Origin of the sequence: Mesorhizobium sp. B2-4-7 (assembly GCF_006442685.1) — a bacterium.
In the GTDB taxonomy this organism is placed as follows: domain Bacteria; phylum Pseudomonadota; class Alphaproteobacteria; order Rhizobiales; family Rhizobiaceae; genus Mesorhizobium.
Genome location: NZ_VFVH01000004.1, coordinates 495,063 through 518,964, shown reverse-complemented (window position 1 = coordinate 518,964; position 23,902 = coordinate 495,063). Strand labels below are relative to the sequence as shown.

The 23,902-nt window shown below is 63.6% G+C and carries 24 protein-coding genes and 1 riboswitch; of the genes, 13 read left to right on the top strand and 11 right to left on the bottom strand.

What is annotated here, in order from left to right:
• A partial coding sequence (locus FJ946_RS15650; protein ID WP_140732242.1) for an autotransporter outer membrane beta-barrel domain-containing protein occupies positions 1–1,053 on the top strand: 1,053 nt, incomplete at its 5' end.
• Between the two features lie 110 nt (positions 1,054–1,163).
• Here the strand turns inward: FJ946_RS15650 and FJ946_RS15645 are convergent.
• Entirely contained in the window at positions 1,164–1,787 is a 624-nt protein-coding gene (locus tag FJ946_RS15645; protein WP_140567885.1) for a LysE family translocator, read from the bottom strand.
• A 389-nt stretch (positions 1,788–2,176) separates the two neighbouring features.
• On the opposite strand from FJ946_RS15645, the gene FJ946_RS15640 reads away from it, so the two are divergent.
• The 6 genes from FJ946_RS15640 (at position 2,177) to FJ946_RS15615 (ending at position 7,542) form a co-directional block, all read left to right on the top strand.
• Positions 2,177–2,944: a L,D-transpeptidase gene (locus FJ946_RS15640; protein WP_140567883.1), complete on the top strand. Its 768-nt coding sequence runs from the start codon at positions 2,177–2,179 to the stop codon at positions 2,942–2,944.
• Positions 2,945–3,053: 109 nt separating this feature from the next.
• Positions 3,054–4,220, top strand: a complete 1,167-nt coding sequence (locus FJ946_RS15635) for a diphosphate--fructose-6-phosphate 1-phosphotransferase (protein ID WP_140567880.1) — start codon at positions 3,054–3,056, stop codon at positions 4,218–4,220.
• Between the two features lie 88 nt (positions 4,221–4,308).
• Positions 4,309–5,028, top strand: coding sequence for an MBL fold metallo-hydrolase (locus FJ946_RS15630; RefSeq protein WP_140501235.1), 720 nt, complete (start codon positions 4,309–4,311; stop codon positions 5,026–5,028).
• A gap of 197 nt (positions 5,029–5,225) precedes the next feature.
• Entirely contained in the window at positions 5,226–6,770 is a 1,545-nt protein-coding gene (locus FJ946_RS15625) for a DegQ family serine endoprotease (RefSeq protein WP_140558907.1), read from the top strand.
• A gap of 143 nt (positions 6,771–6,913) precedes the next feature.
• Positions 6,914–7,147, top strand: a complete 234-nt coding sequence (locus FJ946_RS15620; RefSeq protein WP_140501232.1) for an AbrB/MazE/SpoVT family DNA-binding domain-containing protein — start codon at positions 6,914–6,916, stop codon at positions 7,145–7,147.
• The gene (locus FJ946_RS15615; RefSeq protein WP_140567877.1) at positions 7,144–7,542 is read left to right on the top strand and encodes a type II toxin-antitoxin system VapC family toxin; all 399 of its coding nucleotides are present in this window, start codon (positions 7,144–7,146) and stop codon (positions 7,540–7,542) included. Before FJ946_RS15620 ends, FJ946_RS15615 begins: the two co-directional genes overlap by 4 nt.
• Positions 7,543–7,637: 95 nt before the next feature.
• On the opposite strand, the gene FJ946_RS15610 is transcribed toward FJ946_RS15615, so the two are convergent.
• Together FJ946_RS15610 and FJ946_RS15605 are read right to left on the bottom strand one after the other, a co-directional pair.
• On the bottom strand, positions 7,638–8,738 hold the full coding sequence (locus FJ946_RS15610; RefSeq protein ID WP_140567874.1) for a hybrid-cluster NAD(P)-dependent oxidoreductase: 1,101 nt from the start codon (positions 8,736–8,738) through the stop codon (positions 7,638–7,640).
• Positions 8,739–8,757: 19 nt separating this feature from the next.
• Positions 8,758–10,005: an aromatic ring-hydroxylating dioxygenase subunit alpha gene (locus FJ946_RS15605; protein ID WP_140567898.1), complete on the bottom strand. Its 1,248-nt coding sequence runs from the start codon at positions 10,003–10,005 to the stop codon at positions 8,758–8,760.
• Positions 10,006–10,135: 130 nt separating this feature from the next.
• Positions 10,136–10,338, bottom strand: a riboswitch (cobalamin riboswitch).
• Positions 10,339–10,816: 478 nt separating this feature from the next.
• Here FJ946_RS15605 and FJ946_RS15600 point away from each other — a divergent pair.
• From FJ946_RS15600 to FJ946_RS15590, 3 genes are all read left to right on the top strand, one after another.
• The gene (locus FJ946_RS15600; RefSeq protein ID WP_140501224.1) at positions 10,817–11,014 is read left to right on the top strand and encodes a DUF680 domain-containing protein; all 198 of its coding nucleotides are present in this window, start codon (positions 10,817–10,819) and stop codon (positions 11,012–11,014) included.
• Positions 11,015–11,083: 69 nt separating this feature from the next.
• Complete coding sequence (locus tag FJ946_RS15595) at positions 11,084–11,290, top strand: DUF680 domain-containing protein (protein WP_140559804.1); 207 nt, start codon at positions 11,084–11,086, stop codon at positions 11,288–11,290.
• A 71-nt stretch (positions 11,291–11,361) separates the two neighbouring features.
• Entirely contained in the window at positions 11,362–11,598 is a 237-nt protein-coding gene (locus tag FJ946_RS15590) for a DUF680 domain-containing protein (protein WP_140512784.1), read from the top strand.
• An 86-nt stretch (positions 11,599–11,684) separates the two neighbouring features.
• Here FJ946_RS15590 and ugpC read toward each other — a convergent pair whose 3' ends face one another.
• From ugpC to FJ946_RS15565, 5 genes are all read right to left on the bottom strand, one after another.
• Complete coding sequence (gene ugpC / locus FJ946_RS15585) at positions 11,685–12,797, bottom strand: sn-glycerol-3-phosphate ABC transporter ATP-binding protein UgpC (protein WP_140501216.1); 1,113 nt, start codon at positions 12,795–12,797, stop codon at positions 11,685–11,687.
• A gap of 25 nt (positions 12,798–12,822) precedes the next feature.
• Positions 12,823–14,487 carry an alpha-glucosidase gene (locus FJ946_RS15580; protein WP_140567869.1) on the bottom strand — a complete coding sequence of 555 codons (1,665 nt, stop codon included), beginning with the start codon at positions 14,485–14,487 and terminating at the stop codon, positions 12,823–12,825.
• A 4-nt stretch (positions 14,488–14,491) separates the two neighbouring features.
• Entirely contained in the window at positions 14,492–15,646 is a 1,155-nt protein-coding gene (locus FJ946_RS15575) for a carbohydrate ABC transporter permease (RefSeq protein ID WP_140501212.1), read from the bottom strand.
• A gap of 1 nt (position 15,647) precedes the next feature.
• Complete coding sequence (locus tag FJ946_RS15570) at positions 15,648–16,661, bottom strand: sugar ABC transporter permease (protein WP_140501210.1); 1,014 nt, start codon at positions 16,659–16,661, stop codon at positions 15,648–15,650.
• Positions 16,662–16,924: 263 nt separating this feature from the next.
• On the bottom strand, positions 16,925–18,280 hold the full coding sequence (locus tag FJ946_RS15565) for an ABC transporter substrate-binding protein (protein WP_140567866.1): 1,356 nt from the start codon (positions 18,278–18,280) through the stop codon (positions 16,925–16,927).
• 122 nt (positions 18,281–18,402) lie between these two features.
• On the opposite strand from FJ946_RS15565, the gene FJ946_RS15560 reads away from it, so the two are divergent.
• From FJ946_RS15560 to FJ946_RS15550, 3 genes are all read left to right on the top strand, one after another.
• A complete protein-coding gene (locus FJ946_RS15560) occupies positions 18,403–18,627 on the top strand; it encodes a hypothetical protein (RefSeq protein WP_140512791.1) in 225 nt (74 codons plus the stop codon).
• 16 nt (positions 18,628–18,643) lie between these two features.
• On the top strand, positions 18,644–19,666 hold the full coding sequence (locus FJ946_RS15555) for a substrate-binding domain-containing protein (RefSeq protein ID WP_140501204.1): 1,023 nt from the start codon (positions 18,644–18,646) through the stop codon (positions 19,664–19,666).
• Between the two features lie 168 nt (positions 19,667–19,834).
• Positions 19,835–21,181, top strand: coding sequence for an FAD-binding oxidoreductase (locus FJ946_RS15550; protein ID WP_140501202.1), 1,347 nt, complete (start codon positions 19,835–19,837; stop codon positions 21,179–21,181).
• 74 nt (positions 21,182–21,255) lie between these two features.
• Here FJ946_RS15550 and FJ946_RS15545 read toward each other — a convergent pair whose 3' ends face one another.
• The 3 genes from FJ946_RS15545 to FJ946_RS15535 are packed head-to-tail and all read right to left on the bottom strand — an operon-like array spanning position 21,256 to position 23,901.
• Complete coding sequence (locus FJ946_RS15545) at positions 21,256–22,680, bottom strand: S8 family serine peptidase (protein ID WP_140567863.1); 1,425 nt, start codon at positions 22,678–22,680, stop codon at positions 21,256–21,258.
• Complete coding sequence (locus tag FJ946_RS15540) at positions 22,670–23,338, bottom strand: anti-sigma factor (RefSeq protein ID WP_140558770.1); 669 nt, start codon at positions 23,336–23,338, stop codon at positions 22,670–22,672. Before FJ946_RS15540 ends, FJ946_RS15545 begins: the two co-directional genes overlap by 11 nt.
• Complete coding sequence (locus FJ946_RS15535; protein ID WP_140512795.1) at positions 23,335–23,901, bottom strand: sigma-70 family RNA polymerase sigma factor; 567 nt, start codon at positions 23,899–23,901, stop codon at positions 23,335–23,337. The genes FJ946_RS15540 and FJ946_RS15535 overlap by 4 nt, the downstream gene beginning before the upstream one ends.
• Position 23,902 lies beyond the last annotated feature (1 nt).

Sequence of the window (23,902 nt, the reverse complement as noted above, 5' to 3'; positions counted from 1 at the left end):
GATCAGCCGCCGGCGGCACCGGCGGCTGATCCGCCACCGCCGCCCCCGCCCGTCCCGACTGCGGTGCCCGATCTTCCGACGCCCGCGGCAGGGGAGGAGATCCTGCTCTACCGTGTCGAGGTCCCGGTCTATTCGGCGGTTCTGCCGGTGGCCGAGCATCTGGCGATGACGACACTTGGTACTTTCCATGAACGGCGAGGCGAACAGAGCCTGTTGTCAAACACCGAACTCTCTCCGGTCTGGGGCCGTATCTTCGGCCAGGACGCGAAGATGGGCTGGTCGGGAACGGTTTCGCCGTCGTTCGACGGCACCTTGTTCGGGTTCCAGGGCGGCTTCGACGTGTTTGGCCAGGAAACCGCTTCAGGTGGCGTCGATCGTGCCGGCCTGTTCATCGCCTATGCCACCATGAACGGCGATGTGCGCGGCCAGGCGCTGGGGCAGAACGATCTGGGCGTCGGCGACATCGATCTCGGCGGCACCAGCGTCGGCGGCTACTGGACCCGTATCGGTCCCGGGGGCTGGTACCTGGACGGGGTCGTCATGGCCACTTTTTTCAGCGGCGATGCGACCTCGACCCGCGACATCGGCATCGATGTCAAGGGAACCGGCGTCACCGCTTCGCTGGAAGGGGGCTACCCGATCGCGCTGGCGCAAGGCTGGACGCTCGAACCGCAGGCGCAACTGATTTGGCAGCATCTATCGCTCGACGATGCCGAGGATCGCTTCGCGTCGGTTTTCTTCGATCTCGACGACAACGTCACCGGACGCCTCGGCCTGCGCCTGCAGGGCGAGACGACATTGAACGGCACCGTGCTGCAACCTTACCTCAAGGCCAATCTCTGGCACGGTTCCGGTGGCACGGATCACGTCAACTTCGACACCACCGACATCTCGACCGAAAGCCGCTCGACCTCGTTCGAATTCGGCGGCGGCGTGACCGCCAAGGTGACGGACAAGGTCAGCCTCTTCGCCACCGGCGACTACACCACCAATCTCGGCGGTGACAAGCGGCGCATCCTTGAGGGCAATCTCGGCGTCAGCATCAAGTGGTGAGACGGCGAAGCTGGCGCTGTTTTCGTGCGTAAAGTCGACGCCGCCCCTCATCCGCCGGCAGGCAGGTGAGGGGCAGCGATAACGCTGTGCGTTGAGCGAATTCCCCTTGTTCAATTCCCTGAACGCATCGCCACTGTGGCGATGCCGGCGCCAACCAGCAGCGTGCCGCCGGTGCGGTTGAAGACGCGGATCGCCCTGGGGTTGCGCACAAGGTTGCGCGCTCGCGACGCGATCAGTGCGTAGCCGAAGGCGTTGGCGAAGGCGAGCGCCAGGAAGGTCGTCTCGAAGATCAGCATCTGCGTCCAGAAATCGGCGTGCCGGTCCAGAAACTGCGGCAGGAAAGCGACGAAGAAGGTGATGCTTTTCGGGTTGAGCGCGGTGACCAGCCAGGCATGCCCCATCATCCTGGCGGAGGACACGGCATCGGTGCGCGGCTCGGCCTTGAGCGCGCCGCCGGCCCGGAACAGTTTTACGCCGAGATAGACCAGATAGGCAGCGCCGATCAGCTTCAGGATCGTGAAGACGGTGGCCGAAGCTGCCAGCAGGGCGCCGATGCCCAGCATGGACAAGGTCATCGCCGTGAAGTCGCCCAGCGCCACGCCGACAGCCATCGGCAGTGCGGTGCGCCATCCCTGGCCGAGGGCATAGGACACGACCAGAAGGATGGTCGGTCCCGGAATGACTAGGAGGATGGTCGACGCGGAAGCGAAGGCGGCCCAGTTTTCGAAGGACATGCTCGTCTCCTTTGAGCTCAAAGAAGAGGATAAATCCTTCGGTCCAGGAGAATGTAAAGCGGTTTGTTTCTACCCCCGCCAACGGCAGTTCGGCGTCAGTCGAGCCGCCCGACAGGTTCACGATCTCGGCGAGAAGCTCGAGGTTGATCTTTCAGGTCTTGCACATGGAGGCCCCCGCTTTTGACACGCTGGCGCCGGGACTATGACCCGCCCGAGGTGATTTCGTGCAGGGCACGCTGGTTGGCGATACCGGAGAGGGCGCAATGGCGCCCAGCCTGTTCGCAAATGCAGGCAGCGCAAGGCCTTCACGCTTTATCAACCATGAATGATGAAAATGCCCGTCATCCGGCCGGACCGTGCTTCCCGCCGACAGCGTAGGGTTTGGGTACATGCGTGAGTTGCCGCAAAGTCTGACGCCGCCGCGAAACGGCGACGCAATCGAAACCGACAGTCTTCTCTCCCGCCGCGCCGTTTTATCCGGGGCAGGGGCGTTGGCCTTGCTTGGCGCCGCCGGCTGCTCGACTTCGGGCGGCGGCCTGCCGGCGCTCGAGCTGGACGACACGGTCACCGGTTCGCTGCGGCCGATCCGGCCGAGCATCAGCGTCGACAAGAACATCACCAGTCCCGACCTGATGTACGCATCCCTGAGCGACGGCGGCTTCAATGTGCCCGAGGTGCCCTACCTCAAGATCAAGCCGGAATTCCGTCGCCAGATCGTCGTCGACCAGACGGGCGAAGCGCCCGGCACCATCGTCGTTCATCTCAGTGAGCGCATGCTCTATCTCGTCCAGCCGGGGGGCGACGCCATCCGCTACGGGGTCGGCATCGGCAAGGACGGCTTCCGCTGGTCCGGCCGCGCCAACATCCAGTACGGACGGGAATGGCCGACCTGGACCCCGCCGCCGGAAATGATCGCCCGCAAGCCGGAATTGGTAAAATGGCAGGGCGGCCAGCCCGGCGGCCTCACCAACCCGCTCGGGGCGCGTGCTCTCTACATCTATCAGGACGGCAAGGACACCGGCTACCGCATCCATGGCTCGCCCGAATGGTGGAGCATCGGCCAGGCCATGTCGTCGGGCTGTGTGCGCCTGATCAACCAGGACATCATCGACCTCTACAGCCGCGTTTCCAAGAAGAACCCGGTCGTCGTCGTCTAGCCCAAGCCTCACCTTGCGGCCGCTGGCGCGGCCGGTCGTTTCTGCCGTTGCGCGATGGCCAAAGACAGGCGAAGGTGCCTGAAATCCAATCGCCCGGGAGAATTCACCAATGGCCGGAACTTTCGTCATCGCGCAGGGCGGCGGCCCGACGGCCGTCATCAACCAGACCGTGGTCGGGGCGACGCTGGAGATCCGCAAGCGGCATCTCGGCGCCAAGGTCCTGGGCTCCATCCACGGCGTGCGCGGTATCCGCGACGGCAATTATATCGACCTCTCCGCCGTCCCGGAAGACCGCCTGCGGCTGATCGCCGGAACGCCGAGCGCGGCCCTTGGCTCGACGCGCGACAAACCGGATGCAGCCTATTGCGAGGTCGTCCTCGACGGCCTGAAGAAGGCCGGCGCGGATGCCTTCATCTATATCGGCGGCAATGACACGTCGGGCACGCAGCAGATCCTGACCGATGCCGCCGGGGGCAAGATCGCGTTCGTGCATGCGCCCAAAACCATCGACAATGATCTCGAGGAGAACGACCACACGCCGGGTTTCATCTCGGCGGCCGAGTTCGTCGCCGGCGCTTTCCTGTCCGTCGATCTCGATTTCCGCGCTCTGCCCGGCATCTATGTCGGCATCGTCATGGGCCGGCACGCCGGCTTCCTCACGGCCGCGGCCGCGGCTTGGCAGCTCGATCCCGACAGTGGTCCGCATCTCGTCTACGTGCCGGAGCGGCCGTTCTCGGCCACAGCCTTCATCGAGGACGTGCGCGCCACGCTCGACCGCCACAAGCGCTGCATCGTCGCCGTTTCGGAAGGGGTGAGCACCGCCGACGGCAAGGCGCTGGTTGAAAGCCTGGTCCCGCCCGAGAAGCTGGAGCGCGACCAGCATGGCAATGTCAAGCTATCGGGCAGCGACCTGCCGGCGGCACTCGAGCGGGCGCTCGCCGAAGGGCTGCCGGGCAAGCGCGCCCGCGTCGATGCGCTGGGCTACATGCCGCGCGGCTATGTCGGCGCCATCAGCGCCGTCGACGCGCAGGAGGCGTTCGACGCGGGAGCTTTCGCGGTCACCGTGGCCGAACAGGGCGGCGGCTCCGTGGCGCTGCAATATGACGGCACCAAAACCGTGCTGAAGAAGGTGCCGCTGAAGAACGTGGCCGGCAAGACCCGTCACATGCCCGAGAACTTCATGAAGCCGGACGCCAACCATCTGTCCGACGCCGGCATGGCTTACCTGAAGCGGCTGGTGCCGGAAAAATACAAGGTCGGAAAGCCCTTCGTCTGATGTCGGGACCATACTTGATTCCAGGATCACACCTGATGCGAGGCTCACACCTGATGCCGGGCTCACGCTTGATGCCGGGCCGCTTCTGATGGAGAACTGGTTCAGCAGGAGCATCGTCGACGAGAAGACGACGATGCTGACCGAGCCGTTCGTGCATGACTATGTGCGCGCCAACATCTGGCATCTCACCGGCCGCGACGCCGACCTTTTGGTCGATACCGGCATGGGCATCTGCCCGCTGGCGCCGGAGATCGAAACCCGGGCCGGCAAACCGCTCATCGTCGTCGCCACCCACATCCATCTCGATCATGTCGGCTCGCTGCATGAATTCGCGCTGCGCGCGGGACCCAGGGTGAGTGCCGCGCAGTTCGAGAACATGGATGAGGCGGCGACCTACGCCTACATGTTCCACGACCTCGACGGCGCCGTCTCGCGACTGCCGGCACCGGGCTGGAAGGCTGCGGATTACAAGATCCCGCCAGCGCCGCTGACGCGCACCCTCGACGAGGGTGATGTCGTCGATCTCGGCGACCGCCGCTTCCGCGTGCTGCATCTGCCCGGGCATTCGCCGGATTCGATCGCGCTGTTCGACGAAGCAGACGGCCTGTTCTTCAGCGGCGACGCCATCTATGACGACCGGCTGATCGACGACCTGCCAGACTCCGACAAGTCGGCCTATTGCCTCACCATGCGGCGTCTGCTCGACCTGCCGATCCGCATCGGCCATGGCGGTCACGGCCCGAGTTTCGACGGCGAGCGCATGCGCGAGATCGCCTCGGCCTATCTCAGCCGAGCGGCTGGTCCATAAGCCGGCTCTAAAATTAAATCTTCGTAAGGTCGCCCGAAAACCCTAAATCGGGCCAATCCGCGCCCTAGATGCTGGTTTGTCGATCCGGCCGGCTGCCATGCGCGGCGAGACAGGCAATCCGGCTGTCGACAGCCGACGGGTGTTTTCCCCCGAACCATCCGCGGCCCAGGTTCAACTCTCGCCCGGACAGAACGACCATGTCACCCATAAGCATTCTTCGTAGACATCGCGTCGCGGCCCTGCTGGGCGCTGCGCTGATCATCTCTCCCATCGTGGCCTCCTTCGCCGAAAGCCCGAACGAGGTCCACAACGCCGTCGGTACGACACAGACCCCCGTAGCCGGCGTAGCGGCCCCGAACGGCTCCTTTGCCCCCATCGTGGCAGCCGACAAGCCGGCCGTGGTGACGGTTACGACCGTCATGAAGGGGCAACCGGACGCCATGAGCGATGCCTCGCCCCTGGACGGCGGCGGCTCGCCTTTCGACGATTATTTCCGCCAGTTCTTCGGCGACCAGGGCATGCCCGGGCCGAAAGCGCCGCCGCAGCAGTCGCAGCGCGCCGAAGCGCTCGGATCCGGCTTTATCGTCGGCGCCGACGGCACCATCGTCACCAACAACCATGTCATCGACGGCGCGAGCTCGATCAAGGTGACGCTTGACGACGGTTCAGAGCTTCCCGCCAAGCTGGTCGGCCGCGACGCCAAGAACGACCTTGCGGTGATCAAGATCAAGGCCGACAAGCCCCTGCCGACGGTAAAATGGGGAGATTCTGATAAGTTGATGCCGGGCGATCAAGTGCTGGCCTTCGGCAATCCGTTCGGCATCGGCACCACGGTCACCTCAGGTATCGTCTCGGCGCGCGGCCGCGATCTCCACAGCGGGCCGTTCGACGATTTCATCCAGATCGATGCGCCGATCAACCACGGCAACTCTGGCGGTCCGCTGGTCGATGTGAGCGGCAACGTCGTGGGCATCAACACCGCGATCTATTCGCCGAATGGCGGCAGCGTCGGCGTTGGCTTCGCCATTCCGTCCGACCAGGCGCAAAAGGTGGTCGCCAAGCTGATGAAGGGCGGCGAAATCGAATACGGCTATCTTGGCGTCCAGATCCAGCCGGTGACCCCGGACGTTGCCAGTGCCATAGGTCTCGATCACCCCGGCGGCGCATTGGTCTCCTCGGTCACCGAGGGCTCGCCGGCGGCCGCGGCCGGCATCCAGACGGGGGACCTCATCACCGGCTTCGCCGGCCAGGAGATAAAGGATCCCAAGGACCTGTCGCGTGCCGTCGCCGATGTCTCGCCCGGCAAGAAGGAAACGCTCGACGTCTGGCGCAATGGCAAAACCATGCAGCTTTCCGTCGACGTCGGCCGCAATGGCGACGATGCGCAGACCGCGTCGGTATCTGGTGATTCCGGCGCGCCGGGAAACGGGCAGGGCGCCCGCCTGCCGGCGATCGGGCTCGGCCTGATGGACATCACGCCCGATATTCGCCAGCAGATGAACCTCCCCGACAACCAGCGTGGCGCGGTGGTCGCCGCGGTCAATCCCAACAAGGCGGCGGCGGCTTCCGGCGTCCAGCCCGGCGACATCATTATCGCCGTCAACCAGATGCCGGTGAAGAGCGCCAGGCAGGCCACGCAGGCGATCGCGCAGGCCGGCAAGTCAGGCCGCAAATCGGTGCTGCTGCTGGTGGAACGAGGCGATGCCCAGATCTATGTCGCCGTGCCCTTCGCCAATGGCTGAGACATCGCGTTGACATGAATGCAGGGATGGCGGGCTTGTCGGTCGACGAGCCCGCCCCCCGGCCGGGGATTGACGCTTCAGGCCTTGAAATTCGAACCGCAAGGTAATACCTTCGGAAGACATGGTATTACCGAGGAACGAAGATGGCGACGACCGTTACAGCGAAGGGACAAGTGACCATCCCCAAACCGGTTCGCGATCTCTTGGAGATCGTCCCGGGAAGCAAGGTCGACTTCCGGCGCGCTGCCGATGGCAGCGTGGTGCTGACCCGTGCTGACAAAAAGCAGCCGGCGAGCCGCTTCGCCAGGTTGCGAGGCCATGCCGGCGAGGGGCTCACGACCGACGCGATCATGGCGCTGACGCGTTCCGAACGGTGACGCTCGTCGACACCAACGTTCTGCTCGACGTTGTTACGGACGATCCGAGCTGGGCGGATTGGTCGGTCGCCCATCTCGAGGCAGCGAGCCTCGATGGGCCGTTGTTGATCAATGATGCGGTCTATGCCGAGCTTGCCGTCCGCTACGCACGCATCGAGGATCTGGAGGCGTTTGTCGAGGCGGCCGGTCTAGAAATGGTTCCGATGCCAAGAGCAGCCCTCTTCCTTGCCGGAAAAGCATTTACACAATATCGCAGATCGGGAGGATCCAGGACCGGCGTACTGCCTGACTTTTTCATCGGCGCCCACGCAGCCGTCGGACGCCTTCCGCTGCTGACGCGTGATATCGGCCGCTACCGGACTTATTTCCCTTCTGTGAAGCTGATCACTCCCTGAATGGCCGTCGGATTTCGCTCCAAAAGCGTGTCGCAGCGAAACGGACTCAGGCGACGCTCACTAAGCGGCGTCGGAGGCTCGCAGCCAGCCGCCGGTCACGCCTCGATCTCAAGCGCCGAAAGCGGCTTGGAGCAGCAGGCGAGAATGAAGCCATCCTCGATCTCGTGATCGAGGATGCCGCCATTGTGGCTCATCTCGACCTCGCCCGAGAGCTTCTTGACCTTGCAGGTTCCGCACAGGCCGAATTCGCACGCGGCGGGGATTCTGACTCCCGAGGCGCGCGCCGTCTGCAGCACCGTCTGGCCGGCGACGCATGCGGCATCGACATCCGAAATCGAGAACCGGATCGGCGTCGCGGCTTCGACAGGAATGGCTGCGCCGTCTCCAGTCGGCGAGGCGAACGGCGCCGGGATTTCCTCCACCAGCGGCGCTGCAAAGCTCTCCTGATGGTATCTCGCCATGTCGAAGCCGGCGGCTTCGAGCATGCCGCGCACGGCACGCATGAAGGGGTCGGGGCCGCAGCAGAAGATTTCGCGCTCTCGGAAATCGGGCGCCAGAAGCGGCAGCCGGATGGCGTCGATGCGGCCCATATGGCCGAACCAGCCTTCCCGGCTCGACCGCTCCTCGATCATGAAACCGAGCGACAGGCCGGGCATGCGGCTGCCGAGCAATTCCAGCTCCTTGCGGAAGATGATCTCTTCGGGGCGGCGTGCGCAGTTGACGAAGCCGACATCGGTCCATGGCGCGCAGTCATTCAGCCAGCGCAGCATCGACATCATCGGCGTCACGCCGGAGCCGGCCGAGATGAACAGATATTTGGCCGCCGGGTGGCTGTGCAGCGAAAAGTCTCCGGCCGGCCCATACGCCTTGACGTGCGAACCAGGCCTCAAATGGTCGAACATCCAGCGTGTGCCGGTGCTGCCGGCCTGCGCCTTCACCGTCACCGCGATCGAGAATGGCCGTGAAGGCGAAGACGACAGCGTGTAGGTGCGCATCAGCAACCGATCCGCTGTCGGCAGTTCCAGCGTCACGAACTGGCCCGGCTTGTAGCGGAACCAGGTCTGGTTGTCGGAGCGGAAGGTGAAAGTCTTTACATCAGGCGCCTCGTCGCTCACGCCGATCACTTCCAGCACCTGGAGCCTGTCGTTCCAGGGCGCCATCTGATCGAGATGGCGATAGAGGCCGAGATCCGTCATCGCATTCATCCCTCACCTCTCAAGCAACGCTGCGCAGGGCCGGCCGGCCGTCTTCGGCGAGGCGCGGACCGATGAAACGCGCGTACCAGTCGACGAACTGGATGACGCCGCCTTCGTGCAGTTCGGAATAGGGGCCGGGTTCATAGGCCGGCGACAGGATGCCGAAGGCGTTTTCCTCGACGATGCGACGATCCTGGCCGTTGGTCTCGGTCCAGACATGGGTGAGTTCGGCGAGGTCGTAGTCGACGCCCTCGACCGCGTCCTTGTGAACCAGCCATTTGGTCGTCACCGCAGTCTCGGTGGCGCTGATCGGCAGCACGCGGAACGTGACGGCGTGGTCGCCGAGGATGTGGTTCCAGGTCGTCGGATAGTGATAGAGCAGCAAGGAGCCGATGCGGTCGGTGCCAACGCCGTCGGACAGGTTCTTCTTGACCGCGCGTTTTCCCGTCATCGTATAACTGACGGCATCGCGCAGCAGCGGCGCGCGGGTGGCACGGTACTGTCCGGCCGGGTCGATGCGGAACCTGCTCGGCAGGCCTGCCGCCTCGCACTTGGCCCAGTGCACCAGCATCTCCGGGTCGCTGTCGGCGTCTTGCACGCCAGTCACGGTCGGCGCCTCCGGGAAGGTCTTGCAGAGCTCCGGATGGTTGCCGGCGCAATGATAGCATTCGCGGTTGTTTTCCCAGACCAGCTTCCAATTGCCCTTCTCGACGATGGTGCTCTCGAAGGCGACCTTTGCTTCGCGCAGCCGATGCGGCAGCAAATAGGGTTCGATCATCGTCCGCATCGGCGCGAAATCCGCCGGCTCGTCGGCGAGGCAAATGAAGATGTAGCCGCCGACGCTTTCGCAGGCGACCGGCTTCAGGCCGAACTGGCTCTTGTCGAAACCCTCGGCCATCTGCCTGGCGAACAGCAGCCTGCCGTCCAGTTCATAGGTCCACTGATGGTAGGGGCAGACGAGCTTCGCCGCCGTGCCCTTGTCTGTGTTGCAGACGCGGCTGCCGCGATGGCGGCAAGAATTGTGGAAGGCGTTGATGTTGCCCTTCTGGTCACGCACCAGCACCACAGGATAGTCGCCGATCTGCACGGTGATGAAGCTGCCGGGCCGGGGCAGTTCGCAATCATGGCCGATGAACAGCCAGTCGCGGTACCAGATCAGCTCCATGTCGAGCTTGAAGTAGTCGGGATCGGTATAGAAGGGCTGCTCGAGCGAGAAGCCGTCCCTGCGGCCTTGCAGCCGTTTCAGCATGTCGTTGCGCGCATCCATGTCCTGTCCTCGCATTGAAGTCCTGTCCTCGCATCGAAGGACTGAACGGAGGGGAGAGAGGAAGGATCAAGCCGCGCGCCGGCTTGCGCCGGACATGCACCATCCGCCTCTTGACCGCCCGCCGCGATCAGTCGAGTCCAACATCTCGGGCTGGTTTCCGGGCTCTGGAGCTGTCCTTGCGGACTGTCGCGACACCTTCCCAGGCCTTTGCCCAGTGGTCTCCCGTTGCGACCTGAACTCCACCACCGTTGCGGGGGCAGCGCCGGATTCTGACCGGCTTCCCAATTCTCCGCCTCGTCGTCACGCGGCGGCACCTGAGATGGCAGGATCTAACCATGATCGCCGACTTGTCGTCGGCATGAAAACGACATCGCATCCATGCCGCGCGACACGCATTGGAAACGGCGCGGCCGCCGTTGCAGGGCAGAAAGCCTCAGGTCGCCGCCTCGGATTCCGTCTCGTGGCGGAGGCAAAAAAGGTTAACGGTTTCGAAAAGTGACTGTTAGCGCCCTCTAAAATCGAACCGAACGGTTCGTTTCTGTTGACGATGCGTGCAGGACGGTGTGAACACTGGGCCTTCGACACAGTTGGTGATCGCGCCGTCTGTTAGAATAACTATTTGATAACAAATGGAAAAAACGAATGTAGAAGGCTCTGGCACAATTTCAAGTGGTGGAAACTTGGTCCACACGGAAAAACTTCGTGATTGGAAATGGCGGTATGGCTTTCCCACATCGGGGCTGTCCGAACGACGCGATTTCCTCCCAAGACACGCCGCTAGACGGACGGAAAAATACTGGAGTATCAAAAAATGAAAAAGATCATTCTCACTGCCGCCGCCCTTCTGGCTGTTTCCGGCAGCGCCTTCGCTAGTAGCGACCATTATGGTTCGAATGCCCCTGCGGCCACCGCCGTCGACAGCTCGTACACCGCTTCGACCAAGAAGTCGGAACCGGCTGCCCAGACGCCTGTCCAGGGTGCCGATCGCAACCTCTTCGGCAACAACTAACAGCCGATCTCCAGTTGACGGCGGGCCTTCCGCCGTCCTGGCGAAATTTGAGAATTCAGGAGACTTGAAATGAAGAAGATCGCTCTTGCTGCCGCCGCCGTCCTGGCCGTGTCGGGCAGCGCTTTCGCCGGCAGCGACAACTATGGCTCCAATGGCGCCAACCAGCCCGCGGCCACTTCGACGGACAGCTCATACACCGCTTCGACCAAGACGTCGGCTCCGGCTGCCCAGGCACCTGTTCAGGGTGCCGACCGTAACCTCTTCGGCAACAACTAACAGCCGATCCTGCAGCAGATGGCGGGCAAGCCCGCCTCTGCGGTGGAATTTGAGAATTCAGGAGACTTGAAATGAAAAAGATCATCCTTGCTGCCGCCGCCGTCCTGGCCGTTTCGGGCAGCGCTTTTGCCAGCAGCGACAACTATGGCTCCAATGGCGCCAACCAGCCTGCCGTCACCTCGGTCGACAATGCGCACACGGCTTCGATCCGCGACAGCGGCTCGCCGGTCTACAAGCTGCTCAATTCGTCGGGCGATGAACACAAGTCCGCCCCTCAGGGCAGTGACCGGAATCTCTTCGGCCACTAACAGCCGAAGCTGACACCAAACAGGAGCGGCGGGCTTTGCCCGCCGCTCCTTTTTTGCGTGACCGGCAATTAATTCATGGCCTGCTCTCAGGCCGCTTTCGCTTCCGTCTCGTGCAGCGCGAAGGATCGGCCATCCGCGTCGAAGATATGAAGGTCTCCGGCGTCGGCGCTCAGCCGCAGCGTCGCCCCGCGCTTGACCTCGACATTGCCCGGCAGCTTGGTCACCAGCGGCAGGTCGGCGCGGCCGATGTCGACATAGACGAGTTGCACCTCGCCGAGCTGCTCGACATAATCCACCGTTCCTTCGAACAGATAGTCCGTGCCGCCGGCGATCGTCAGGTCCTCCGGCCGCACGCCGAAGCTCACCGACGCGCCCTTGGCCGAGGCCGGCGTCGCGATCGGCACCGTAGCCTTGCGGCCGCCGACATGACTGATGACGGTCGGATTGCCCGATTTGTCGATGGTCGCCGGCAGGATGTTCATGGCCGGCGAGCCGATGAACTGAGCAACGAACAGATTGCCGGGTTTCTTGTAGAGTTCCATCGGCGTGCCGACCTGCTCGATATGGCCCTCCTTCAGCACCACGATGCGGTCGGCCAGCGTCATCGCCTCGACCTGGTCGTGGGTGACATAGATCATGGTGGTGTTGGGCATCGATTCCTTGAGCTTGGCGATCTCGATGCGGGTGGCGACGCGTAGCGCGGCGTCGAGGTTCGACAGCGGTTCGTCGAACAGGAACACCTTCGGGTTGCGCACGATGGCGCGCCCGATGGCCACGCGCTGGCGCTGGCCTCCCGACATCGCCTTGGGCAGGCGGTCGAGATAGTTGGTCAGCTGCAGGATCTCTGCCGCCTGGCGCACGCGCTTGTCTATCTCGGCCTTGCTTTCCTTCCCGATCTTCATCGAGAACGCCATGTTGTCGTAGACCGTCATATGCGGATAGAGCGCGTAGGACTGGAACACCATGGCGATGCCGCGTTTCGACGGCGGCACGTCGTTGACCACCTCGCCGGCTATTCTGAGCTCGCCCGAGGTGATCTCCTCGAGCCCTGCGATCGAGCGCAGCAATGTCGACTTGCCGCAACCCGACGGCCCGACGAAGACGATGAACTCGCCCGATTTGATGTCGAGGTCGATGCCGTGCAGAATGTTGAGATTGCCGTATGATTTCTTCACTTGCCTCAGCGTGACATCGGCCATGTTTCCCTCCAGTGGTCCCTAGAATTCAGTCGATGCGCCCGAACCAGGCGCCGTAGCCGCCGAGGCGGATGGAGCCGGAGCTCTGCTGTCCCGAAAATCCGTGTCCGGGCAAAGGTTGCAGCGATCGACCGCCAAGGTCAACCTCCGCTGGCCCGGATCCCAGGTTGAAGACGCAGACGATCTGCTCGTTGCCCGCGCGGCGCGTGAAGGCGACAGTGTCGCCCTGGCTTTCGATGAAATTGATATCGCCCTTGGCCAACGCCGGATGGGCACGGCGGAAGCCGAGAAAGCGTCGGTAGTGTTCGAGCAGCGAATGCTCGTCGCCTTGCTGGACATTGACGGCTTGCGACAGGTGCTTGGCCGGCACCGGCAACCACGGCTTTGCCTGGGAGAAGCCGCCATTCCTGGCGCTGCCGTCCCACACCATCGGCGTGCGGCAGCCGTCGCGGCCCTTGAATTCCGGCCAGAAACGGATGCCGTAGGGATCTTGCAGATCCTCGAACCGCAATTCGGCTTCGCCGAGCCCCAGTTCCTCGCCCTGATAGATGCAGACCGAGCCGCGCAAGGACATCAGCAATGCCGAGATAACCTTGAGATAGGCGGTCGGGTCGGCTTCGTTGGCGGCCCAGCGCGAGGCCGGGCGCATCACGTCATGGTTTGAGAAGGCCCAACACGACCAGCCGTCGCTGGCAACCTTGCCGAAGGTTTCCAGCACCGAACGGACCTTGGCGGCGCTGATCTTTTCCGGCGCCAGGAAGTCGAAGGAATAGCACATGTGCACGCGCTTGCCGCCGGCTGTATAGGCCGCGACAACGTCCAGTCCGCGCTGTGAATCGCCGACCTCGCCGACCGCGGCCGTTGCCGGATATTCGTCGAGCAGGGCGCGGAAGCGTTCGAGGAAGCCGAGGTTCTCCGGACGGCTCTTGTCGTAGATGTGGTCTTGGTAGTTGTAGGGATTGACCGCGGGTGCGGTCTGGTCGTTGCGCTGCTCCGGCGGCAACGGCGGGTTGTTTTCCAGCCCCTGGCTGTGGAAGTAGAAATTGATGGTGTCGAGGCGGAACCCGTCGACACCGCGCTCCAGCCAGAAGCGGGTCACGTCGAGCAGCGCGTCCTGGACTTCGCCGTTGTGGAAATTGAGGTCCGGCTGTTCCGCGAGAAAGTTGTGCAGGTAATATTGCTGGCGGCTGGTGTCCCATTGCCAGGCCGATCCGCCGAAGATCGACAGCCAGTTGTTGGGCGGCGTGCCGTCCGGCCTGGGATCGGCCCAGACGTACCAGTCGGCTTTCGGATTACTGCGGTTCGATCGGCTTTCCCTGAACCAGGGATGGATGTCGGCGGTGTGCGACAGCACCTCGTCGATCATCACCTTCAGCCCCAGCCTGTGCGCCTCCGCCGTCAGCGCGTCGAAATCGGCCAGCGTGCCGAACATCGGGTCGACGTCGCAGTAATCCGAGACGTCGTAGCCGAAATCCTTCATCGGCGATTTGAAGAAGGGCGAGATCCAGATGGCGTCCGCGCCGAGCGCGGCGATATAGGGCAGCCGCCCGATGATCCCCTTGAGGTCGCCGATGCCGTCGCCATTCGAGTCCTGGTAGCTGCGCGGATAGATCTGGTAGATCACGGCACCTCGCCACCAGTCGCTATCGACGGCGAGATCGGGCCTCGAACTGGCTTTCAAAGCGGATTGCATGGTTTCAGCCTCCTTTCACCGAGCCTGCGAGCAGCCCGCGGACGAAATAGCGCTGCAAAGAGAAGAACACGATCAGCGGCACGATGATGGTCACGAAAGCCGACGTCGTCAGGATCTCCCAGTCGCCGCCACGCGAGCCGAGCAAGGCATTGAGCTTGGCGGTCAGCACGATCTGATCCGCCTCCGTGCCAAGGAAAACCATCGCCACCAGGAGATCGTTCCATACCCACAGGAACTGGAAGATGGCGAAGGACGCCAGCACGGGAAATGACAGCGGCAGCACGATCTTGACGAATATCTCGAAATCGCTGGCGCCGTCGATGCGCGCCGATTCCATGATCTCGCGCGGCAGGCCGGCAATGTAGCTCCGCAAGAGGTAGATGGCGAAGGGCAGTCCGAAGCCGGTATGCGCCAGCCAGATGCCGAGATAGGTCTTGGAGGGCACGCCGAAGAAGGCGCCGACGCCGTTATAGAGCTTCAACAGCGGGATCAGCGACATCTGCAGCGGCACCACCAGCAGGCCGATGATGACCGCGATCAGAAGCGCGCGCCCGGGAAAGCGCATCCAGGCCAGAGCGTAAGCCGCAAAGGCGGCGATGAGGATCGGGATGACGGTCGCCGGGATAGTGACGGTCAGCGAGTTCATGAAGGAGCGGCCGATGCCTTCCGAAAACAGCACGGTCCTGTAATTGTCGGTGGTGAATTTCGGCGGCGCCGAGGAGGCATAGTAGACGCGCTGGCCGCGGTCGCCCTCGAACGCCTTGGGCGAGGTCATGACGAAGCTGCCGTCGGCATTGAGCTGCAAGGTAACGCCATCGCCGAGATCGGCCGATGTGCCGGCCGGATATTGTGTCGGTGCCGCCGACTTGACGCCGAAGGCGCTGATCTCGCGCTTGGCGCCATCGCCGAAAATGTTGCCCTGGAGGACGAACTTGCCGTCCTTCTCGACCTGCGCCGAGGCGGGCGGCAGGCGTCCAGCTTCGGTCTGGGTCGAACTTGCGAACGAGTTCCACCAGCCCGAGGCGATGATCTGGTCCTTGTCGCGCAGCGACGATACCAGGATGCCGAGCGTCGGCATGGTCCAGATCGCAACGAAGACCAGCACGGCGATGTGAACGCCGAAGCGGCTGGCGAAGGAGTTTCCGGTCGCGACGGTCATCTCAATGTCCTCCCGTCTCTTTGTTGGCCTGGCGTATGTTCCAGACCATGATCGGAATGACCGCGATCATGATGATGATGGCGATTGTCGCGCCGCGGCCGAAATCACCGCCGCCACGGAACATCCAGTCGAACATCAGATTGGCCAGCACCTGGCTGTTCCATTGGCCGTTGGTCATGGTCAGGACAATGTCGAATACCTTGAGCACCAGGATGGTGATTGTGGTCCAGACCACGGCGATGGTGCCCCAAATCTGCGGCACCATGATTTTCCAGAAGATCTGGAACGGATTGGCACCGTCGATGACGGCGGCTTCCAGCGTCTCTTCCGGAATGCCGCGCAGCGCCGAAGACAGGATGACCATGGCAAAGCCGGTCTGGATCCAGATCAGGATCACCATCAGGAAGAAATTGTTCCAGAACGGCAGCGATATCCAGACCTGCGGCTGGCCGCCGAAATGCTGGATGATGGCGTTCAGGATTCCGATCTGCGTCTGGCCTTCGCCGCGATACTCATAAATGAATTTCCAGATGACGCTGGCGCCGACGAAGGAGATCGCCAGCGGCAGGAAGATCAGGCTCTTGGCGATCGTGCCCCACCAGATCTTGTCGGTAAGCACGGCGATGATCAGGCCAAGGAAGGTACAGGCGGCGGGCACTACGGCCAGCCAGAGCACATTGTTGAGGATCGAATTGCGAAACTCGCGGTCGCCGAAAGCCCATTGATAATTGGCCAGGCCGACGAAATTGGCGCCGCCGCGATCGAGGAAGGACAGCCGCAGCGTCTCGACCACCGGATAGATGAGATAGATGGTCAGGATGATCATCGCCGGACCGACGAACAGCCAGGGCCGGATCAGCCCTTGCCGGCGCAGATTGTCGACGGCGGCGGCACCCGAGACGCCGCGCGAGGGAAAGGTGACATCGAGCAGTTTGTTGGCGCCCCAGAAATAGGCGACGCAGCCGCCGACGCCGATGATGATGACGAATATGGCCGAGAAAATCTGAGCCGCCATGGGTCCCTCTCCCTGCACGACCCGCCAGGATGGAAACGATCCTTGCGATTGCGCCGCGCGCCGATCTCGTTGTTGAGCGCGGGCAGGCAGGGAAGCGTGTGGCTCCGTGCCCGCCGCATGCCGGAATGTCTACGCTGTCACGACTGGATCTGACCCGTCCCGGTTGGCCGGGCTGGGATGTTGCGATGGGGCCGGTCGGATCCGGGCCAACTGGCCCGGATCCGCTCGGGAGGTGGAAGCCTAGGCCTCCGCGGGTGCGGCTCTTACTTGATCGCGTCCCAGCTCTTCTGGATGTCGGTGGCGACGTCCTGCGCCGACTTGCCGCCGACCAGGTCGATCATGCCGGTCCAGAAGGCGCCGGCGCCGATCTTGCCCGGCATCAAGTCCGACCCGTCGAAACGGAAAGTCGAGGCATTGGCCAGGATCTCGCCCTGCTTGCGCAGCGCATCGCTGGCATAGGCATCCTTGTTGACCGCCTTGAACGGCGTCACGAAACCGCCTTCGGCCATCCAGATCTCATGGGCCAGCGGCATCTTAAGGAATTCGATGAACGCGCGGGCGGCCTTCGAGTCCTTGGTGATCATCGCCAGCGTTCCGGCGCCGAGCACGGGAGTGCCGAGTTCGGGCTTGGACGCATAGGGCGGAAAGTAGAAGAAGTCCGCGTCCTGGCCGATTTTCGTGCCTTCCGGGAAGAAAGTCGGGATGAACGACGCCTGATGGTGCAGGTAGCATTTCGGCGGCACCGCGAAGAGGCCCTTGGGGCTGTCGCGGAAATCGGTCGCCGCGACCGCCTTGGCGCCGCCATCGACCATCTTGTCGTCGGTCGCGATCTTGCCGAAGATGTTGATTGCATTGACCACGGCCGGGTCGTTGAACGGGATCTCGTTCTTCACCCATTTGTCGTAGGTTTCCGGAGACTGCGTGCGCAGCATCAGGTCTTCCACCCAGTCCGTCGCCGGCCAGCCGGTGGCGCCGCCCGAGCCGAGCCCGATGCACCATGGCGTGCCGCCGTCGGCGATAATCTTCTTCTCGAGGTCGGCGAGTTCTTCCTGCGTCTTCGGTACCTTGTAGCCGGCTTCCTCGAAATTGTCCGGCGAGTACCAGACCAGCGACTTCACGTCGGCCTTGTAGGGGAAGGCGAAGAAGCCCGGCTTGCCGTCCTTGTCCTTGAAGGTGCCGAGGTCGACCCATGACTGGCCGGCGCCGTAATTGTCCTTGACCCATTTGGCGGTGTCGTCGCCGAGCGGCGTCAAGAGACCCTTGGAAGCAAGGTCCTGGATCAGGCCGGGTTGCGGCAGAACGGCGATGTTGGGCGGGCTGCCGGCCTGCGTGTCGATGACGATCTGCTGCTCGTAATTTTCCGAGGAGGAATATTTGATCTCGGCGCCGGTGGCTTCCGAGAAATAATCGAGTACGCCGCGCACCAGGGTCTCGTCCTCGCCGCGCCATGGCCCGAAGATCGACAGGGTCTCGCCCTTGAGGTCGACTTTCTTGAGTTCTTCGTAGTTTGCCCAGTTGAAACGCTTGTCCTCGCCCGGCTTGAACTTCAGTTCGGCCTGCGCGGGCGCGCCGAGGGCGAGCACGGCAAGCGCGGCGCCCAGCAAAAGCATTTTCTTCATCGGTATTCCCTCCCAGTGGGTCACAAACACCGGACGGAACCTCCATTCCGCCCGCCGACGCCGCAGGACTGTGACTCAGTCGGAAAGGAACCGCAACCTTTCGAAGAGTCTTCCAAAGCGCTTTGGCTATTTCGATCTCGCCATTGAATCGTCCAGAAGTCAAGAGGCGTGGTAACTTAATCGATTTAATTCCGGAGTCTGGCGCCTGGAAAATCGCGCTGCAGCATGCTTTTTTGGCAGTGCAGCAGCAATTTATGTTTCAAACCTGCACCAAGCCTGCCTATGGTCGCCATGACATGCCGGGCCTGCCGCAGGGCTTGGGTCGATTCAATTTAAAAGCGCTTTGAGGCATGGAGGCCTCTCGTGAACCTGAAGCAACTCGCGCACATGCTGGCGCTTTCGCAGACCACGGTAAGCCGGGCGCTGAACGGCTATCCCGAGGTCAACGAAGAGACGCGCCGGCGCGTCATGGACGCCGCCAAGCGCCATGGCTATCGCCCCAATCCGAGCGCACGCCGGCTTGCGACCGGCAAGTCCGGAATGATCGGCTATGTCTTGCCGACGGGTGCTGCCGTCGACATCGACCCGCACTTCGTCGAATTCCTGTCCGGCCTTGGCGATTATGCGCGCTCGCACGAGCTCGACCTGGTGCTGTCTCCCGCCGACGCCGACGACCAGGAGACGACTTACCGGCGCATCGTCGCCAACCGCCAGGTCGACGCCGTCTACATCTCCTCGCCGACGCCGGCCGACCGGCGCGTGGCGCTGGTCAACACGCTCGGCATACCCTTCATCATCCATGGCCGCAGCGAAGGTTTCGATTTCGATTATCCCTATCTCGACATCGACAATGAGGGCGCCTTTCACGAGGCGGCACGGCTGCTCGTCCAGCTCGGCCACCGGCGGCTGGCGCTGATCAATGGCGATGACCGCGAAACCTTCGCCGTGCATCGCGAGCGAGGCGTGCGCCGGGCGCTCGCCGCGAGCGGCCTGACCTTGGGCGACCGCCATGTCTGCTCCGTTGCCATGACCGAGGAGAACGGCTATCGCGCCGCCCGGCGCCTGCTCGAACAGGACGGCGCGCCGACCGCGATCGCCTGCTCCAGCCTGATCATGGCGCTCGGCGTCGTGCGCGCCGTGCGCGACCTCGGCCTGAGCATCCCCGGCGACATCTCATTAATTGCACATGACGACGTCTTCCCATGGCTGAAGCCGGAGAATTTCTCCGTACCGCTGTCGACGACGCGCTCCTCGATCCGGCTCGCCGGCGCCCGCATCGCCGAGCGTCTGGCCGCACGGATATCGGGCCTGGAAGAGGGCCCGCGCGGCGAGGTCTGGCCGGTCGACCTGGTGATCAGGGGGTCGGTTGCCGGAGCGCCTGCCTAGGGTTAGAGCCAATCGCTCCGAGGGGCCGAGTTCGACCGCTTGCGGGCGTTGCCGGAAGATCGATTGCAGTGTCATGGATAGTGGTCTGCCTGCACCGCGCTTGCTTTGGCTTTTAGAGGGTGGCAACCAGTAAGCCGAAGCCATCAACCAGCCCTCCTGGATGCCCACTTGCCCATATTCCCGTTCTCCGAAATGGATCCAATCCAACATCCTGGCCCACCGCCGAAGCGTTCGGAGGTGGTCATCATTGGTGGCGGCATTATCGGCGTAACGACGGCTCTTTTCCTGGCGGAGCGGAACATTCCGGTCACGCTGCTGGAAAAAGGCCGCGTTGCGGCCGAACAATCGTCCCGAAATTGGGGCTGGATTCGAAAGCAGGGGCGCGACGCAGATGAACTGCCAATTGTCATCGAGGCTTTTCGCCTATGGCGGCAACTGGCTGAGGAATGCGGCGAAGACATCGGGCTGGACCAGACAGGTGTGACCTATCTGGCGAACTCCGACAAGGACATGGCCGGTTTCGAAGAATTCATGAAGATCGCCGCGATCCATGGGCTCGACACTCGCCTCCTGGACGCAGACGAAACCGCGAAACTCATCAAGGGCATGTCGCGCAAGTTCAAGGGCGCGATGACGACGCCCTCCGACATGCGTGCGGAGCCTTGGTTGGCGGTGCCTGCGCTTGCTCGTCTTGCCGTCCGAAAAGGCGCCAAGATCATAGAGAATTGCGCAGCGCGAACCCTCGAAATCTCAGCTGGCAGGATCAGAGGAGTGTGGACCGAGGCGGGATACATTGAAACCTCCAGCGTACTGGTCGCGGGCGGCGCCTGGTCGTCGCTGTTCCTGAGAAGACACGGCGTCTCCATCCCCCAACTCAGCGTCAGGGTAACCGTAGCCGCAACGGAGCCTATGCCTGAAATCTATGCAGGTGCGGCAGCGGACGAACACATCGCTTTCAGGCGCCGACAGGATGGCGGATACACGCTCGCCCCGGGAGGTAGTAATTTGCTTTACCTGGGGCCTGACGCATTCCGGCACGCCACCAAGTATCTTCCCGCCCTCATGGCCAATCCGCTCGGAACCCGCTACTTTCCGTGCGCTCCATCGGGTTACCCTGATAGCTGGTCGACCCCGCGCGATTGGACCCCGGATTCCCAGAGTCCTTTCGAAAGAATGCGGGTGCTCAACCCGGCCGCTGAACGCTCCGGCCTCCGTTCTGTAGAGCGCAATTTCAGACGCCTTTTTCCACAGTTCGAAACAGTTCGCTTGAAGGCAGGCTGGGGAGGCATGATTGACGCCATGCCCGATGTCGTCCCCGTCGTGGATCACGCCCGGGCAGTCGTCGGTCTTTTCGTGGCGACGGGAATGAGTGGTCACGGCTTCGGTATCGGACCTGGAATCGGTCGCGTCGTTTCCGACCTGATTCAGGGTAACGCGAGTGGGCATGATCTCAGCCGCTTTCGGCTGTCACGCTTCTATGATGGAAGCGCCGTTCGGTTGGGTCCGGCCCTCTAGATGTTTAGTCCAGCATTCGTCCCGTCTCGGCCATCGCAAATAGCCGACTGAATTTAGGAGCATGTTGCCAAGGATCATTCCTTCGCCGTCTCGGCGGCCTTGATGTCCAGCAGCCCGTAGCCGAAATCATCGTCCCGCCCTTTCGAACCGAGATCCCGGGCCGTTGCGGCAAGCGCCTTTTCGATGGCGACGGCCGAGCGGTCCGGCGCGGCGTGGATGAGATTGGCGATGGCGCCCGAGACGATCGCGGCGGCGAACGATGTGCCGGTGACGACATCCGAGCCCGCTCCGCTCGGCGCCACCATCTCGACGCCCGGCGCCGAGATGAAGACATAGGCGCCGCGATTGGCCTGCGGCATCAGCCCATCCCTGGCGTCGGTGGCGGTCACCGCGATGACGCCGTCGAAGGCGGCCGGGTAGCCATAGGGCGCCTTGGGCCCGTTGTTGCCGGCGGCGGCGACCAGAACCATGCCGAGCGCGCGTGCATTGCGGCAGGCGACGCCGAGCAGGTCGTTCTTCGGACCGACGAAACTCATATTGATGATGCGCACGTCCTGCTCGGCCGCCCAGTCGAGCGCAGCGAGGATGACGTCCATTGTCGACTTGCCGCCTTCGAAGGCGCGTGCGTGATAGATCCTGGCGCCGGGCGCCATGCCCCTGAGCGCGCCGACGCCGGCGATCAGCCCGTCGATTGAGGTGCCGTGGTCGCGCTTTTTGACCGGCACGCCGGGCATGGCGTCGAACTGGCCGGCGATGACCCCGGCCAGCGTCGGATTGGTGTCGTCGACGCCGGTATCGATTACCGCGACGCGGACGTTCTCGCCGCTCGCATGGTTGGCGTCGAGCGCGATGCGCTCGAACGCATAGTTGACGATGCCCGCCGCCTGCTGAAGCGAATAGGTATGGTTGGGTTCACGCCGCTCCGTGCGGCTGTCGGCGGCAAGCTGCGCCAGCACGACGCCGACGGGGCGGCCGTCCGGAATACCGAAGCGCACAAGGGTGGTGCCGAGCAGAAACGACCGCCGCTGCGAGCGCACATCGAGGCCAAAGGAAGCGGCGATCTGCTGCACGGCGCCCGCATCGCCATCGACGGTCACCAGCACCTCGTCGGGCACGAAATCGCCGGCCACGGCGCGTGGCGGCTGAACGGCGATGAGATCGCTCGGCGAGACGATTGGCCCGCCCGGAGGCGGTCCGGCCGGCGTGCCGCCGTGCGGCGTCGCCGGGTCCGGCCGTGGCGTCGGCACCGGTGCCGCGGGAGCGGCCGGATTGGGGAACAGGTCGACGATCAGGGCGGGAAGAAACACGGCACCGGCCGCGCTGCCAGTGTCGCCGCCGTCCTTGCCACAGCCGGCGCCTGCCGCATCGGTGCCGTCGCGGCAGTCGATCTTTCCCCGGTCGGCATTGGCGTCGTTGCCCTGCGCCGACGCAAGCCCGGTGGCGATCATCATCGCCGCCGCAAGGATTGCCGCGAATCGGATGACCGCCTCAGCCGCCATCGGCCGGTTTCCTTCCCTCGATCACGGTGTCGGTGAAAGGCTGGGCGGCAACAAGGCCGAGTTGCCTGGTGTAGTCGGCCGCGTTGGCGGCCGGAATGCCGAGCCGGAACACGCCCCCGGCGGTCGGTCCGTCCAGGATCTTCAGGCCGCTGCTGCCGAGAAAGGCGGCGATGTCGGACATTTTCGCGTCGGGCTTGAACTTGACCAGGGCGAACGGCATCTTCGCCATCTCGTCCTGCGCGCCCGCGATCTCGAAATTGCCGTCCTTGCCGCCGGGCTGCACGAACGACTGCACCATGACCAGCGCCAGCAGAGCCGCGGCCGCCGCCCAGGCGACGCCGACCGGCAGCGCCATGAAACGGCCCCAGGCCTGCGCCAGCCAGGACGAACCGGCGGCGGCGCGCGCCGGGCCAGCCTCGGCATCGAGCGCCCTGGAAAAGCGGCTCAGCGCGTCGGCCGGCGGACGGATCGCCTCATTGGCGGCCGCGGTGCTGGAGAATTCAGCCTCCGCCTCGCCAAGGGCGGCCATCGCCGTCGGATCGCTGGCCAGCCATTCCTCGACGGCCTCCAGTTCCGAGCCTTCCAGCGAACCGTTCAGGTAGAACGGCAGCAACGTTTCCATTTCGTCGCGGCGCGACATCTTTTCAGCGGCGCTCATGGCCACCCCCTGTCGTAACCGGCGGCCTTGAGGGCTTCGCCGAGTTTCTTGCGGGCATAAAACATGCGGGTCTTGACGGTCGCGACCGGGATGTCGAGCACCTCGCCGATCTCGGTCACCGATTGCCCCTGATAATAGGCGAGATCGATGACCACGCGATGCTCGCGCGGCAAGGCATCGATGAAGCGGCGCAAGGCAGTGCTCTTGTCCTCCTTCATGGCAACGATCTCGGGCGTATCGGCGCCGTCGGGCACCGCGGCTGCGGCCTCGTCGTCGATCCAGTCTTCCTTTTTCTTGCGCAACAGGGACAGCGCCTTGAAGCGGGCGATGCCGAGCAGCCATGTCGAGACTTCGGAACGTCCCTCGAAACCCGGCGCCTGGCGCCACAGTTCGAGGAACACCTCGTTCGCGATGTCGTCAGCCATCATTTCCGATCCCGTCTGGCGCGCCACGAAGCGGTATATCCGCGCGTGGTGGCGCATGAACAGGAGCCGCACGGCGGCCCGGTCGCCCTTCGCGACCCGCTCGACAAGCGCGCGATCGGTCTCCATCGCGCCGGTCATG